Annotated in this window: 10 protein-coding genes and 1 pseudogene; 2 read left to right on the top strand and 9 right to left on the bottom strand. The window is 67.9% G+C overall.

Annotation, left to right across the window (positions count from 1 at the left end):
- Window positions 1-3 precede the first annotated feature (3 nt).
- The 9 genes and pseudogenes from DPM13_RS10540 to cysQ all read right to left on the bottom strand — a co-directional run bounded on the left by DPM13_RS10540 (window position 4) and on the right by cysQ (window position 10,224).
- On the bottom strand, window positions 4-1,398 hold the full coding sequence (locus DPM13_RS10540; RefSeq protein WP_112887982.1) for a hypothetical protein: 1,395 nt from the start codon (window positions 1,396-1,398) through the stop codon (window positions 4-6).
- A 1-nt stretch (window position 1,399) separates the two neighbouring features.
- Window positions 1,400-3,104 (bottom strand): annotated as a pseudogene (locus DPM13_RS10535) (DUF5927 domain-containing protein).
- The gene (locus tag DPM13_RS10530; RefSeq protein WP_099648678.1) at window positions 3,101-4,126 is read right to left on the bottom strand and encodes a glycosyltransferase family 2 protein; all 1,026 of its coding nucleotides are present in this window, start codon (window positions 4,124-4,126) and stop codon (window positions 3,101-3,103) included. Before DPM13_RS10530 ends, DPM13_RS10535 begins: the two are co-directional and overlap by 4 nt.
- Before the next feature lie 16 nt (window positions 4,127-4,142).
- Window positions 4,143-5,396, bottom strand: coding sequence for a glycosyltransferase family 4 protein (locus tag DPM13_RS10525; protein WP_189654636.1), 1,254 nt, complete (start codon window positions 5,394-5,396; stop codon window positions 4,143-4,145).
- Complete coding sequence (gene galE / locus DPM13_RS10520) at window positions 5,386-6,384, bottom strand: UDP-glucose 4-epimerase GalE (protein WP_028721176.1); 999 nt, start codon at window positions 6,382-6,384, stop codon at window positions 5,386-5,388. Before galE ends, DPM13_RS10525 begins: the two co-directional genes overlap by 11 nt.
- A gap of 2 nt (window positions 6,385-6,386) precedes the next feature.
- The gene (locus tag DPM13_RS10515) at window positions 6,387-7,277 is read right to left on the bottom strand and encodes a UTP--glucose-1-phosphate uridylyltransferase (protein WP_028721177.1); all 891 of its coding nucleotides are present in this window, start codon (window positions 7,275-7,277) and stop codon (window positions 6,387-6,389) included.
- Between the two features lie 149 nt (window positions 7,278-7,426).
- Window positions 7,427-8,629, bottom strand: a complete 1,203-nt coding sequence (locus DPM13_RS10510) for a glycosyltransferase family 2 protein (protein WP_112887980.1) — start codon at window positions 8,627-8,629, stop codon at window positions 7,427-7,429.
- Window positions 8,622-9,422, bottom strand: a complete 801-nt coding sequence (locus DPM13_RS10505) for a 3-deoxy-manno-octulosonate cytidylyltransferase (protein ID WP_028721179.1) — start codon at window positions 9,420-9,422, stop codon at window positions 8,622-8,624. Before DPM13_RS10505 ends, DPM13_RS10510 begins: the two co-directional genes overlap by 8 nt.
- A 4-nt stretch (window positions 9,423-9,426) precedes the next feature.
- Window positions 9,427-10,224: a 3'(2'),5'-bisphosphate nucleotidase CysQ gene (gene cysQ / locus DPM13_RS10500; protein WP_028721180.1), complete on the bottom strand. Its 798-nt coding sequence runs from the start codon at window positions 10,222-10,224 to the stop codon at window positions 9,427-9,429.
- Between the two features lie 130 nt (window positions 10,225-10,354).
- On the opposite strand from cysQ, the gene DPM13_RS10495 reads away from it, so the two are divergent.
- On the top strand, window positions 10,355-11,176 hold the full coding sequence (locus DPM13_RS10495; protein WP_028721181.1) for an ABC transporter permease: 822 nt from the start codon (window positions 10,355-10,357) through the stop codon (window positions 11,174-11,176).
- Between the two features lie 180 nt (window positions 11,177-11,356).
- Complete coding sequence (dnaK, locus tag DPM13_RS10490) at window positions 11,357-13,273, top strand: molecular chaperone DnaK (protein ID WP_028721182.1); 1,917 nt, start codon at window positions 11,357-11,359, stop codon at window positions 13,271-13,273.
- Window positions 13,274-13,354: the final 81 nt, after the last annotated feature.

Here is a 13,354-nt window from a genome sequence, read left to right as displayed (position 1 = left end):
GGATCAGGGCTGGCCCGAAAAGCCGAAGGCCACATAGTCGCGCAGATACGCCCGCTTGGCCGCGCCGCGCAGTTTCTGGTCGTTCAGGAAGGCGGGCATCGGCTCGGGCACGGGCAGATCGGCCGGGGCCTTGATCCCGGCGCTGGCCGCAAGCCAGGACAGGTCGCGCGCCAGATCGCTTTCGCGCAGCACCATGTCGGGCGCGCCAAAGCGAGAAAACCCGGCCAGGACCTCGGACTGGCTGGCCCAGCCGGGATAGGTCGGCAAGGTGGTCTGGGCGTTCAGGTTGCGGCGCAGGAAATCCAGGAACGCCTCGAACAGCTCGGCCTGCCGGCCTTCCGGCAGGTCCGCCAGCGCCTCCTCGGGCGGCAGCGGCACGCGGTGGATGCGGCGCATCAGCTCGCGCAGTTCGGCGTTCTTGCCGTGGATGAGCGAGGCGAAGGCGGTCCAGGCGCGGCGCAGCGGGTGGCGCAGCACGGTGAAGCTGCGGTGGCCGGGGTGGTCGCGCTTCCACTGGCGCAGGCCGTTCTGGTTCAGGTCCCCCGCGACCGCGCCCATCGCCCGGAGCCAGGTTTCGACCGGGTCCGAGGGGCCGCCCTTGATCGGCATGAAGACCAGCCCCCGCCCCGCCTCGGCCGCCAGGAAGCTGGGCACGTTCGGGCCCTTGCGCGGCTCGAAGTTCGGGATCTTGCGCAGCGCGAAGGGGTCGAGCCGGGCCAGTTCCGCCTGCATCTGGTCGAAGTTCTGGACCTTTTCGGACAGTTCGCGCGGGTTTTGCGGCACCTGGTCGTTGGCCGGCTCGACCCGCTCCAGTTCGGTGCGGCCCAGCCAGTGCAACAGGCCCGTCATCACGCCCGCGTCGCGCAGATCCTCGTACCCCAGCCAGAAGGCGGTCTGGCCGGTGACCTGCAGGCGGTGCTGGATCTTCAGCTGGAACTCCTCGACCTCGGCCAGGACCTGGCGGAACTCGGCCCCGTCGAAGGGGACCGAGGCGGGGATCGGGGTTTCGGTCTCGTTCAGCTTCCACTGGTTGGTCTGGCGGGCGAGCGCGGTCGAGACGTAGCTGTCGACCGGGTTGCGGGTCAGCACGATCTTGGCACAGGCGCGGTCGTCCAGGATCGCGTCGAGGACGCGGGGATCGTGGTCGTGGAAATAGCGAAAGCCCGACAGGTGGTTGGGCTTGTCCCACAGTGCCCGCAGCAGGCGCATCGGGTCGGCCTCGCGCTCGGCGCGGGTGATGCCCTTCAGCTCGTCCTTGTCGGGCCAGCCCATCATGTAGGGGTTGAACGCCTCGCCAAAGCAGGTGACGCGCTTGACGGCGTTCAGCGTCGCCTCGAGCAGGTTCGAGCCGGTGCGCATTTCCGCAAAGATCACGAAGCGCTGGAAGGTCTGGGTCATGTCAGGCGGGATCCTTGGTCGGAAGGGTGTCGGTCACGGGGAAATCCCCCATGAGCTGGGGCCGCAGCCCCGCGTTGCGCAGCCGTTGCAGGAACCGCCCCATGCCCGCCAGTTCGCGCATCGCCGGCAGGTTGGCGGCGGATTCGGGATCGCCGCCCAGGTCGCGCAGCACCGATTGCAGCGCGCCGGCGGGGCGGGCGCAGAAATGCCCAGGTTCCAGATCCGGGTGCGCGCCTTGAGCCAGACCGAGTTCAGCACGTCGATCTGCGCCAGTTCGGTGCGCTGCAGGATGGCCGCGACCCGGCGGATGTCGTCGAAGGGCATGCCCGAATGCAGCAGCGGCACCGCCCAGGCGCCGGTGATGACGAAGATCCGGGCGTTCGGGTCGGTCGCCATCAGCCAGTTCAGGTTCTGCTGGTCGCGCGGGCTGTACTGGATGACCTGCATCCGCGGCGACACCCGGATCAGGTTGGCGATGAAGCCGCGCGGGTCCATGTCGCGCAGCTGCGCGCTGTCCGAGAGCCCCCCCGGCCCGATCCGGCGCTGACCGGCGTATTCGACCCCGTGCTGGGCCATGACATGGCCGTGGACATCGGCATCCAGGCGCTGGCCCAGCCAGTCGGGGAAATCGGGAAAGATGTCGGTAAAGCCCTGCATCACCGCATAGGCGGCCGAGGTCTTGCCGTTCTCGCGGTCCTTCAGCGGATAGCGGCTTTGCATGTAAAGCCCGGGGCGCCCCAGGCGGCGACGCGCGACGGCCTGGCCGATCACGCGGTCGATGCGCTCGGGCTGCGGCTCGGCGGCCGAGGGCGCGCCCTGCGCCGGGCGGGGGAAATGGGCGTAAAGCGTGGTCGCGTTGGGCCAGATCTTGCGGGCGACGAAGCAGCGCGATTCCTCGAGCATCTGGCAATGGTCGTTGTAGAAGATATAGGGCTTGCCCTGATCGTCGAACTTGGAGAGCGTCAGCGACCGGCTTTCGATGCGGTTGGAATGCAGCCGCGCCAGGGTCTGGAAATAGCTTTCGTCGGGGATCCAGACGCGGTTGAAATACTGGTCGTATTCCGGCCGCCGGGGGTCCTGCAGGATCGCCAGCAGCGTCTGGCGGGTCAGGCACCACCATTGCGACCCCAGGTGCGGGACCAGCCCCTCGGGGATCTTGCGGCGGATCTTCCAGCGGCGCTGGAAATCGACATAGCGGTCAAACAGCCGGCGGTGGCGGCGATAGGCAAAGGGAAAGCGCAGGGTGAAGCGTTCCTCGTTCAGCCCGCCGACGGTCCAGCCCACGTCTTCGGCCGTGACGCTTTCGATGAAGTCGCGCCGCGGATAGCGCGACAGGAAGGCCACCAGATCCGCCACCGGCCGCAGCGGCAGGCACGAGCCCGAGACGGTCAGCACATGCGTCACCTCGGGGAAGCGCTCCAGCAGCAGTTCGGCCGCATCCTGCGTCGCGCGGACCAGGCTGAACATGCCCCATTCGCAGCTGTAGCGCGGCGACACGACGATCCGGTCCTGGCCGGCCAGGTCCGTCATCAGCGTCGCGAAGGCATCGCGCGAGACATCGGCATCGACATGGATCCGACACGGGCGCCGCCTTCGGCCCAGACGCGGGCCATCCGCGTGGCCGTCGGCATCTCGTTGTGGCACAGCATCACCACGCCCAGTTGCACCGGCCCCGGCGCACCCGTCCTGTCCGCCGCGCCCGTCATGCCCAGTTCCCCTTGGAGATCAGGCCCAGATCCTCGAGCTGGCGCCAGTCCTCGAGCCTGCGCGATTCCTCGCACCAGAAATCGGGATCGTCCTGCAGGCCCGAGTGATAGGCCATGTATTCCTGGCTGTCGGCGTAATGCTGGCGGCGCGACAGTTCCTCGGCCGATTTCTCGACGAAGGTGGACAGGAACTTGGCGTGCAGCAGGCAGCCCGAGGCCTTTTCGCCCCCGTCCTCGTCATAGACCACATTGAGCGAGCGCGGCAGCAGCATGTGCGTCGAACTGACATAGACATAGGGCCGTTCCCAGCGCACCAGCGGGATCTTGTTCAGAGCCGGGCCCTTTTCGGGATTGTCGGGAAAGAACACCCGGCCGCGCGGCCCGCCCTGGATCCACAGGTTCCAGTATTCGCCGTTCTTGCGGATCGTGTAGTTCGCCGGATCGAACCAGTTGGCGATCTGGAACGGGTCGCCCCCCTCGCGGTAGGGCTGGGCGTTCAGCGGACCCTTGGGATACATGTCCAGCAGCATGGCCGAGAAGGACCGCACCGCCGAGGCGTCGAGCCAGTCCGTCAGCGCCTTCAGCGGCCGGGAATCGTGGTGGGGATAGATCAGGAACTCGTCGGGATCGACCGTCACGCACCAGTGCCCGGCGCCATGGCGGCGCAGCAGCCAGTTCATCCAGTCCATGCCGAAGCGCGATTCCTTGTAGCTGGCATGGGTCAGCCAGACCGACACGTCCATCTGCTCGGTCAGGTATTCGCGTCCGCCGTCGTCCGAGCCGTTGTCCACGACCAGGAAGTGCTGCACCCCCATGCGCCGGTAATAGTCCAGGAAGAACGGCAGCCGGATCTTTTCGTTGCGCAGCACCATGAACAGCAGGATGTCGCCCGGGCGGATGCGGCGGGTGCGGTCCTGCACCGGCTTCAGCCCGCGGCCACGTCGGATCGCCCGCGCCAGCAGATATTGCCTGCGGGCGCGAAGCCTGAGTTTCTTGCGAAAGATCCTGAAAAAGCGCGGCACGGGTCTTGTTCACATCCTATCGCGGCATAGCGCCTGCCGCCCCGGCAGGCAATCGTTCCCTGATCGCGGCCGCGACCTGGGCAAAGTGGCCGTCCCATTGCGGCACCGGATGGGGCGGCAGGCGCAGGGGCAAAGCCGCCGCCAGCAGCGCCACGGCCCCGGCCCAGGCGCGGGCATCGTCGGGTGGCAGGTACCGGGCGTAACCGCCCAGCAGCTCGCGTGCAACCGGAAGTGGTGCGGAGATGACGGGAATGCCCCGCGCCGCCGCCTCGGTCAGGGGCAGGCCGAAGCCTTCGGCGCGGCTGGGCATCAAGAGGCCGTGGCTGCGGCCCAGGAGTTCCGCCACGGCGCCGTCGTCCAGCCCGTTCAGTTCGCGCACCGGCCCGCCCGGCGGCAGCGCGTCGAGCCGGGCGAAGGTTTCCGCGTTTTCCCAGCCGCGGCTGCCGACGATGAACAGCTGCGGCAGGCGCGGCGGGTCCAGCCGGCGGGAGAGTTCCTGCCAGGCGTCCAGCAGCAGGGCGTGGTTCTTGCGCGGCTCGATCGTGCCCAGGGTCACGAAGAAGGGCCGCGACAGGTCCAGGCCGGGCGGCAGCCCCGCCGGATCGGGCGCGGCCAGGCGCGTGCCGATGGGGGCGGCGACCACCGGCAGGGCACGGCGCTGGCGCAACCTGCCCTGCCAGTCCCGCACCGACTGGGCGCTGGCCTGCGATACGGTCAGCACCAGGTCGGCGCCGGCCAGCACGGCGGCGAAGCGGTCGCGAAACAGCGCGCTCTGGCCCTGACGGGTATATTCGGGATGATCCAGCGGGATGGTGTCGTGGACCATGACCGCGCGCGGCAGCGGCGACAGGGCGGCCATCACCCGCCGGTCCCAGTTGGCATGGCCAAGGTTCAGATAGGCCGCATCCGCGCCCAGCCGGCGCGCGAATCGGCGCCGAGGCCCCGGGGCGCGCGGCCATACGGCGCAGCGCCATGCGCCGCAGCCCCCGGACCGCCCGCAGCCGCAGCGTGTCACGGCCCAGCAGGCGGTGCCACGGGCCGGGGCGCGGCGGTCGGCCAGATCGCCCGCCAGCCAGCGCAGCAGCGCCGCCCCGGCGGGGGGCGGCAGCAGCAGCTGGCCGCGGGGGACGCGGCACAGCAGCAGGTGGTCGCGGGTCTGCAGATGGGCCAGCCATTCGGCCTCGACCCGGTCGATCCCGGTGGCGGTGCCGCGCCCCAGCCGGGACAAGAGCCGCGAGATGTCCAGCAGGATCGCCGGATCAGCGGGCATAACCGCCGTTCTGGTGCCAGCGCCAGGCATCGGCCACCATCTGCTGCATGGTCGAACGCGCCGGGTTCCACCCCAGGACCGAGACGGCCTTTTCGCTACCCGAGACCAGCTTGACCGCATCGCCACCGCGCCGCGGCCCGTCCTGCATGGGCACGGGCCGGTTGGTGACATGACGCGCCTCGGCCACGACCTCGCGCACCGAGAAGCCGTTGCCGGTGCCCAGGCAGAACACCTCGTGACCGCCGTCCGCGACCTTGCCGGCCAGCAGGTGGCGCAGGCCCAGCACATGCGCATCGACCAGGTCCATGACATGGACATAGTCGCGGATGCAGGTCCCGTCCGGCGTCGGATAGTCGGTGCCGTGGATGGTCAGCGCCGCGCGCTTGCCGTCGACGGCGTCCAGGATCAGCGGGATCAGGTGGGTTTCGGGCTGGTGGAATTCGCCCACCTCGCCATCGGGGTCCGCGCCCGCCACGTTGAAATAGCGGAAGATCACCGAACGCAGCCCGTCCGAGGCGCCGAAATCCTTCAGCATGTCCTCGATCGCGCGCTTGGAGGCGCCATAGGCGTTCAGCGGCGTCTGGACGGTGTTTTCGTCCAGCACCACCCCGTCATGGTCGCCATAGGTCGCGCAGGTCGAGGAAAAGACGAAGTTCCCGACCCCGGCGGCCAGCGTCGCCTCGATGAGGTTCAGCGAGGCGCTGACATTGCCGCGCCAGTACTTGCCCGGCTCGCGCATTGCCTCGCCCACCTGGCTCAGCGCGGCGAAATGCATCACCGCGACGGGCTTGTGGGTGGCAAAGACCTGGTCCAGCCGCGCGCGGTCCATCAGGTCGCCCTGCTCGAAGGGGCCGAACTTCACCGCCTCCTGCCAGCCGGTGCACAGGTTGTCATAGGTCACGGGCACGAAGCCCGCGTCGCGCAATGCCTTGCAGGCGTGCGAGCCGATATAGCCGGCGCCGCCCGTCACCAATACGGTCTGGGTCATGGTTATTCGGCGGCTTTTCGCATGGCCATGACATCGGCCAGATAGTCGGCGAATTCGTCCTTGAGCTCATCCCGGGCCAGGCCGAAGGCGACGGTCGCCTGCAGGAAGCCGGCCTTCGAGCCGCAGTCGAAGCGCTGGCCGCGGAAGCGCAGGCCGAAGACGTCGCGCCCCTCCTCGATCTCGTCGGCGATGGCGTCGGTCAGCTGGATCTCGCCGCCGGCCCCCTGCTTGAGCTTGTTGAGGTTTTCCATGACGGTCGAGGCCAGGATGTAGCGCCCGATCACCGCCAGGTTCGAGGGCGGGTTTTCCTTGGGCTTTTCGACCATGCCCTTGGCGCGCACGATGGCGCCCATGTCCTCGGCCACGTCGAGAACGCCGTAGGACTTGGTCTTTTCGAGCGGGACCTCCATGGTCGCGACCATGGTGCCGCCGGTTTCCTGATAGGCCTCGATCATCTGCTGCAGGCAGGGCGGCTCGCCCATGATGACGTCGTCGGTCAGGATCACGGCCACGGGTTCGTCATGGACCAGGCGGCGGGCGCACCAGACCGCGTGGCCAAGGCCCAGGGCCTTGTGCTGGCGGACATAGGCGATGGCGCCCGAATCCATGTTGGTCGACCGCAGGATATCCAGCAGGTCGTTCTTGCCGGCCTTTTTCAGGCTGGATTCCAGTTCGTGGGAATGGTCGAAATAATCCTCGAGCGCGCCCTTGCCGCGCGAGGTGACGAAAATGAATTCCTCGATCCCGGCGGCGCGCGCCTCGTCGATCGCATATTGGATCAGGGGGCGGTCGACCAGCGTCATGATTTCTTTCGGGACGCTTTTGGTGGCAGGCAGAAAACGGGTTCCGAGGCCGGCAACCGGGAAGATCGCCTTGGTGACTTTGCGGCTCATCAATATGGTCTCCTGATGTCTGCGCCAGTTTGGCAAAGCTTATCCTCTTTTGCCACCGTTAGCGCAACAATCGCTTAACAAAGGGAATGGCCGGTTTTTGCCAGTAATGGCCGGAAAAGAACAAGGCCCGACGGCAGCTTCCCGCCCATTTAACGCCGCAGTGCGGCAAAAATCTTCCGTTCCCGTTCCGTCCTGCCCTGCAGGCGGCAGAACATCAGCGCAGAATCACCCGGGCGCGACGGTCCCCAAAGGCCGCCGCGCTGTTCCCACCAGCCGCCCGGCGTCAGGATCAGCCGGTGCGGCAGGACGCTGGGCGTCAGCAGCAGCAGCGTGACGCGCCGGCCCTGCGCCACCGCCTGCGCAGCGCGGCGGCGCAATGGACGGGCGCGCCAGTGCCAGCCGGCCAGAAACAGCGCCTCGCCCGGGCGCGCCGGCAGGGGCAGGAAGGCCGGCGGATCGGGGACAAGCGGCCCGGGCGGCGGCGGAGCCATGCCCTGCGCCTCGGCCAGGCCCGCGCGCAGGGTGGCAAGCACGCGGCCGACGGCGCGGGGCTCCAGCCGGCCCGCCACCATCAGCCGCAGCAGGCGCCTGCGCTGCGCGGCCGCCAGCCAGTCCGCGCTGCCGCCATGGCGCGCCGCGAAGATCGCGGTCGAGCGGCCCACTGCGCGCAGGTCGTGCGGCACCCCCCGGCTGGCGCGCGAGGTGCCGGGCTCCAGGCCGTGGATCACCTCGGCCCCGGGCACCACGGCGGTCAGGCCCTGCGGGAAGGCCTGGGCCAGCCGCCGGTTCACATCGCTTTCGTCCAGGTGATAGGCGAAAGCCGGATCGAACCCGCCGACTGCCAGCAGCGCATCGCGGCGAAAGGCGCAGTTCGTGCCCAGGGTGCTGACCGGATCGCCCCATTCCGGGGCCAGCAGGGTCGGGCCGTCGACCGGGATCGGATAGCTGCGTCCCGAGGCGTCGATCCGCTCGGCCCGCGCCTGCCAGTTCAGCCCGTCGGGACCGCGGGTGAAGCCGGTCGCGGCGATGACGCGCGGGTCGGCGAAGGGCGCGACCAGATCGCGCACCCAACCCGGTTCCGCCAGCGCGTCGTCGTCGATGAACAGCACGACATCGCCCGCCGCCCGGGCCAGCCCGAGGTTGCGGGCCAGCGAGATGTTGGGCCGGTCGAAGGCCACCCGCTTGGCGGGCAGGTCGGGCCGGATCCCGACCGCGCCGGGATCCGCGACCAGCACCAGTTCCAGCGGGTGGTCCTGCAGGGTCAGCGCGGCCAGGCAGCGCGCCAGCGCCTCGGGCCGGTGCCGCGAGACGACGACGACGCTGGCCCGCAGCGCGGGCACGTCATCAGGCAAGGCCCATCCGCTGCATCATTGCTTCCAGTTTCGGCACGTCCGAGGGGTTGTTCAGCTCCCAGAATTCGCGCCCGCGCGCTTCGACCTCGACGCAGAGGATGCGGCGGCCGCGCTCCAGAAAGCGCAGCTGCTCGAGCCCCTCGAGCGCCTCGAGCCGGCCCTCGCCCCAGCCGGGGTATTCGGCCAGCGCGGCCGGGCGGTAGGCATAGACGCCGACATGGTGAAACACCGGCGTCGGGTCCGAGGGGCCGAAATCATCCGCCGCGAAGGGAATGACCTCCTTGGAGAAGTAAAGCGCACGGCCGTCATGGCCGAAGACGGCCGTGGTGCCGCCGACCCGCCCCGCCACGCGGTCGGCGATCAGGTCCGAGCGCATCGCGCCCGAGCAGCGCAGCACCGGCGTCGCCACGTCGGCGCCCGGATCGGCCCGCAGGCCCGCGACCAGATCCTCGACGAACCAGGCGGGGGTCAGCGGCGCGTCGCCCTGCAGGTTGACCACGATCTCATGCGTCAGGCCAAGCCTGGCCACCGCCTCGGCGCAGCGTTCGGTGCCGTTGCGGGCCTGGGTCGAGGTCATGGCGGTCTCGGCCCCGAAGCCCGCGGCATGGTCGGCGATACGCTCGTCGTCGGTGGCGACGATCACCCGGTCCACGTCCCGGACCTGGCGCGCGGCCTCCCAGCTGCGGCGGATCAGGGTCAGGGCCTGCCCGGTCGCGCCGCGCAATTCGACCAGCGGCTTGCCCGGATAGCGTGTCGAGGCGTGCCGCGCGGGGATCACGATGACGACGGACATGGGCCTAGTCCCGCGCCAGCAGCACGCCCGGCGCGAAGGCGATGAAGAAGGGGTTGGCAAAGCCTTCCTTGCCATAGGCCAGGGGCGTGTGGTCGTCGAACCGCACCACCTGCCCGCCCGCGCCGCGCAGGACCGCGTCGCCCGCCGCCGTGTCCCATTCCATCGTGCGGCCCAGGCGCGGGTAAAGGTCGGCCTCGCCGGTGGCGACCAGGCAGAACTTCAGCGACGATCCGGCCGAGGTCATGTCGCGCACGCCGTAGCGGGCGATGTATTCGTCCGTCGCCGCGTCGCGGTGCGATTTCGAGGCGACGACCATCAGCGCGCGGTTGTCGGGCATGGAGTTGACGCCGATCGGCGTGACCTCGCCCGGCTGATCGCCGAAGGGGGCCTTTTCCTCGACCGAGCCGCCCTCGGCCAGGGTATAGAACAGCCGGCCCTTGGCCGGGGCATAGACCACGCCGAACCGGGGCGTGCCGTTTTCCACATAGGCGATGTTGACGGTGAAATCGCCGCGGCGCTGCACGAATTCCTTGGTCCCGTCCAGCGGATCGACGATCAGGAAGGTGGACAGGCTTTGCCCGTGCGTGGCGGCCTGTTCCTCGGTCACCAGCGGAATGTCGGGAAAGGCCTCGCGCAGCCCGGCCGAGATCAGCGCGTCCGCCGCCTCGTCCGCCGCCGTCACCGGCGAGGCGTCGGATTTCGCGCGCACGTCGAAATCCTCGGACCCGTAGATCTTCATGATTTCGTCGCCCGCCTGCAGGGCAAGGCGGCGCATCTGGGCGATCATTCGATCGAATTGCATGGTTTATCCTTTTCGTCGCGGCCGGCCGGGCATGTGGCGGCGATTGAATTGGGCGGTTTGCTTCCTTATGATGCCAGCCATCGCGCAGGGCAAGCGCCGCCCTCATGCCAGTCAGGGAATCCCGCAAGACATGTTCGCACAGCGTCGCAGCCGCAATCTGGTCGAGGCCGCGTTCACAACGCTGGCGCTGATCTATCACATCACCGCAAACAACCTGCGCAAGGGCCAGCGCAACGCCGTCGTGGGCCTTTTGATGACGGTCCTGCAGGCGGTCACGATGATCGCGGGGTTCTGGCTGATGTTCTCGATCCTGGGCGTGCGGAACTCGCCCATCCGCGGCGACTTCATCGTCTACATCATGAGCGGCATCTTCATGTTCATGGCCCATGCCCAGGCCATCGGCGCGGTCGCGGGCGCGGGCAGCCCGACGAACCAGATGATGAAGCACGGGCCGATGAACACCGCCGTCATGATGGCGGGCGCGGCCCTGGCGGCGCTTTACCGGCAGACCTTCTCGGCCATCGTGGTGCTGTCGGCCTATCACTACCTGATCCAGCCGGTGCATATCGACAAGCCGCTGGCCTGCTACGGGATGCTGCTGATGGCCTGGTTCTCGGGCTGCTGCATCGGGCTGATCTTTCTGTCCTTCCGGCCCTGGTGGCCCGAAGGGTCGCAGGTGCTGACCAGCTTTTACCAGCGCATGAACATGATCTTTTCGGGCAAGATGTTCGTCGCCAACACCCTGCCGCTTTACATGCTGCACGCCTTTGCCTGGAACCCGCTGTTCCACATCATCGACCAGACGCGGGGCTTCGCCTTCATCAATTATTCGCCGCGCAATTCCTCGTTGAGCTATCCGCTTTACTGCATCGTGGCGCTGCTGATGATCGGGCTGATGGCGGAATACGTCAGCCGCAAGTCGGTTTCCATCTCGACGCTCGCGGGGCGCTGACGCCCTGCGCAAGGGCCACAGATTCTGCCGCAGGCTCAGCTTGCAGGCCGTTTGCGGCCTTCCTATATAGCCCCACAGAGTTCGGAAGGGCCTGGCCCTCCGATGAAATCCAAGGGATCGGGCTTCGGGGGCCGCTTGAGGACCCAAGGCCCAGAATATCGCCGCAAGAAAGGTTACTGCATGTCTAAAGTCATCGGCATCGACCTCGGGACCACCAACAGCTGCGTCGCCATCATGGACGGCAGCCAGCCCAAGGTTATCGAGAACTCGGAAGGCGCGCGCACGACGCCTTCGATCGTCGGCTTCACCGACAGCGAACGCCTGGTCGGCCAGCCCGCGAAACGCCAGGCGGTCACCAACCCCTCGAACACTATCTTCGCGGTCAAGCGCCTGATCGGCCGCCGCACCACCGACCCGGAAGTCGAAAAGGACAAGAAGCTCGTCCCCTATGCCATCGTCGACGGCGGCAATGGCGACGCCTGGGTCGAGGTCCGGGGCGAGAAGTATTCGCCCAGCCAGGTGTCGGCCTTCATCCTGCAGAAGATGAAGGAAACCGCCGAATCCTATCTGGGCGAGCCGGTGACGCAGGCCGTCATCACGGTGCCCGCCTATTTCAACGACGCCCAGCGTCAGGCCACCAAGGACGCCGGCAAGATCGCGGGCCTGGAAGTGCTGCGCATCATCAACGAGCCGACCGCGGCCGCGCTGGCCTACGGCCTGGACAAGAAGGACAGCAAGACCATCGCCGTCTATGACCTTGGCGGCGGCACCTTCGACATCACCATCCTGGAGATCGACGACGGCCTGTTCGAGGTGAAATCCACCAACGGGGACACGTTCCTGGGCGGTGAAGACTTCGACATGCGCATCGTCAACTACCTGGCCGACGAGTTCAAGAAGGAACACGGCGTCGACCTGACCAAGGACAAGATGGCGCTGCAGCGGCTGAAGGAAGCCGCCGAGAAGGCCAAGATCGAGCTGTCGAGCTCGAGCCAGACCGAGATCAACCAGCCGTTCATCTCGATGGACCGCGACTCGGGCACGCCGCTGCACCTGGTCATGAAGCTGACCCGCGCCAAGCTGGAAAGCCTGGTCGGCGATCTGATCAAGCGCACCATGAAGCCCGTCCAGGACGCGCTGAAGGATGCCGGCATGTCCAAGGGCGACATCGACGAGATCGTCCTGGTCGGCGGCATGACCCGGATGCCCAAGGTGGTCGAGGAAGTGACCGCCTTCTTCGGCAAGGAGCCGCACAAGGGCGTGAACCCCGACGAGGTCGTGGCGCTGGGCGCCGCCATCCAGGCGGGCGTGCTGCAGGGCGACGTCAAGGACGTGGTGCTGCTGGACGTGACGCCGCTGTCCCTGGGCATCGAGACGCTGGGCGGGGTCTTCACCCGGCTGATTGACCGCAACACCACGATCCCGACCAAGAAGTCGCAGATCTTCTCGACCGCCGAGGACAACCAGAACGCCGTGACCATCCGGGTCTTCCAGGGTGAGCGCGAAATGGCCTCGGACAACAAGCTGCTGGGCCAGTTCAATCTGGAGGACATCCCCCCGGCGCCGCGCGGCATGCCGCAGATCGAGGTGACCTTCGACATCGACGCGAACGGCATCGTCTCGGTCAGCGCCAAGGACAAGGGCACCGGCAAGCAGCAGAACATCACCATCCAGGCGTCGGGCGGTCTGTCGGACGCGGATATCGAGAAGATGGTCAAGGACGCCGAGGCCAACGCCGAAGCTGACAAGAAGCGCAAGGAACTGGTCGAGGCCAAGAACCAGGCCGAAAGCCTGATCCATTCGACCAAGAAATCGCTGGAAGAGCACGGCGACAAGGTCGACGGCTCGACCGTCGAGGCGATCGAACTGGCCGTCGGCGCGCTGGAGGATGCGGTCAAGACCGAGGACGCCGGCAAGATCAAGGGCGGCATCCAGAACCTGATGGACGCTTCGATGAAGCTGGGCGAGGCCATCTACAAGGCCAGCCAGCCGGGTGAAGAAGGCGCCGAGGCCGACGAGCCCCGGTCGCGCGGCCGCGATGACGACGAGATCGTGGACGCCGACTTCGAGGATCTCGGCGGCGACAAGCGCAAGTAAGCGCCGATGAAGAACCCAGCCGGCCCGCTGCGCAACCCGCGCGGGCCGGCTTTCTCTTGAAGGACCCCGGACGCGATCGAC

The organism is Paracoccus mutanolyticus, from assembly GCF_003285265.1.
Lineage (GTDB): Bacteria > Pseudomonadota > Alphaproteobacteria > Rhodobacterales > Rhodobacteraceae > Paracoccus > Paracoccus yeei.
Note: the sequence above shows the minus strand (reverse complement) of the source record. Positions and strands in the feature narration are given on the sequence as shown.